Raw genomic sequence first — 1,426 nt, 5'->3', positions numbered from 1 at the left:
GCCAGCAGCCCGGCCGACAACCCGGCAGCGCTGCACGTCATCTGGGAAAAGTGCGGCTACTGCAGCCTGTTCTTCCACTGCCCGGCGCTGCCGGCGGCCCGGCCGGGGCGGGTCTGCGCGGCCGGCCACCACGAGCTGGCCTCGCACGTGCTGCTGCTGCCGTTCGTCCCCGACGACGTCCGCCGCGCCTTCACCGCCCGGCTGCTGGACCCGCTGCGCGACTACGACCGGCGCCACCGGGCGGAGCTGATCGAGACGCTGGAGGCCTTCCTCGACTGCGACGGGTCCTGGACCCGCTGCGCGGCCCGGCTGCACCTCCACGTCAACACACTGCGCTACCGCGTCGGACGGATCGAGCAGTTGACGGGCCGTGACCTTTCGCGGCTGGAGGACAAGCTCGACTTCTTCCTCGCCCTGCGTATGAGCTGACCGCCGGGCCCCGCCGCGCGGCGGGCCCGTTCCCCCCGTTTGTGAATTCCTTCACCTGACATCGGTCGGACCCCTTGGCCCGGCGGGCCGATCCGTGCTGAGATTCGGCGGTACTCAACAGCACAATGGCGCGCTCGGGGAGGGCAATGTGGCGGATACCGCCATGTCTGGTTCCGGAACGACAGCAGATGACGATCCGCCGCTCCAGACAGCGGTATGGCGGCTGCGGTCCCGCGCCTGCTGGACGGATGCGGCCGCCCTGCTGGAGCCGCACGCGGCGAGCGACCCGGCGGCGGCGCTCCAGCGCACCGCCCTGCTGACCGAGCGGTGTCTCTACACCGGCGAGGGCTGGACCGACGCCGAGGACGCGCTGCGCGGCGCGGAGGCGCTGGCCCGCAGCGACGACGAGCGCGGCGGAGCCGCCTGCGAGCGGGGCCATCTCGCCTACGCCTCGACCCTGCTGGGCGTACGGGACCGGGCCGACGAGGCGAGCGTGGCGCTGAGCCGGGCGGCGGCGCTGCTGGCGCCCACCGCACCCGGACGGCCGCTGCTGGACTTCCGGCGCGGACTCATCGCCCAGCACATCGCCGCCTCCCCGCAGTCGGCCCGCGCCGCGTACCGCCGGGCGCACGCCGGGGCGGCCGCGCGCGGCGACGAGCTGCTGCTCTCCTTCACTTGGCGCCACCTCGCCACCCTGGCGCTCCAGGACGGCGAGCTGGCCGAGGCGCGGCACGGTTTCTCGGAGTCGCTGCGGATCCGGGAGGAGCTGGGCTACCTGGTCGGTACGGCCCCGGCGCTGATCTCCCTCGCGGAGGCGGAGCCCGAGCCGGAGGCGGCCCGGCTGCGCGCGGAGGCGGGCCGGCTGTTCCGGCTGCTGGGCGGGGTGCCGACGTGGCTGGCGCCGCACCTCGGGGTACCGGGGCCCCGCCCGGCGGCGGCGAGCTGAGGCCCGCTGCCCGGCGGTGCGCCCCGCCCCGGCGGACAGGGCGCACCGCCG

At 75.5% G+C, this 1,426-nt stretch carries 2 protein-coding genes; both read left to right on the top strand.

The genetic code is table 11. The features are described from left to right. The coding region (locus AB0917_RS34165; protein WP_366823588.1) for a helix-turn-helix domain-containing protein at window positions 1-429 on the top strand (429 nt) is incomplete at its 5' end. A gap of 163 nt (window positions 430-592) precedes the next feature. Next, window positions 593-1,375, top strand: a complete 783-nt coding sequence (locus tag AB0917_RS34160; protein ID WP_366823587.1) for a hypothetical protein — start codon at window positions 593-595, stop codon at window positions 1,373-1,375. Window positions 1,376-1,426: the final 51 nt, after the last annotated feature.

Source organism: Streptomyces sp. NPDC007346, assembly GCF_040703535.1.
Classification (GTDB): domain Bacteria; phylum Actinomycetota; class Actinomycetes; order Streptomycetales; family Streptomycetaceae; genus Streptomyces.
This window is presented reverse-complemented; position numbering and strand designations above follow the sequence as displayed.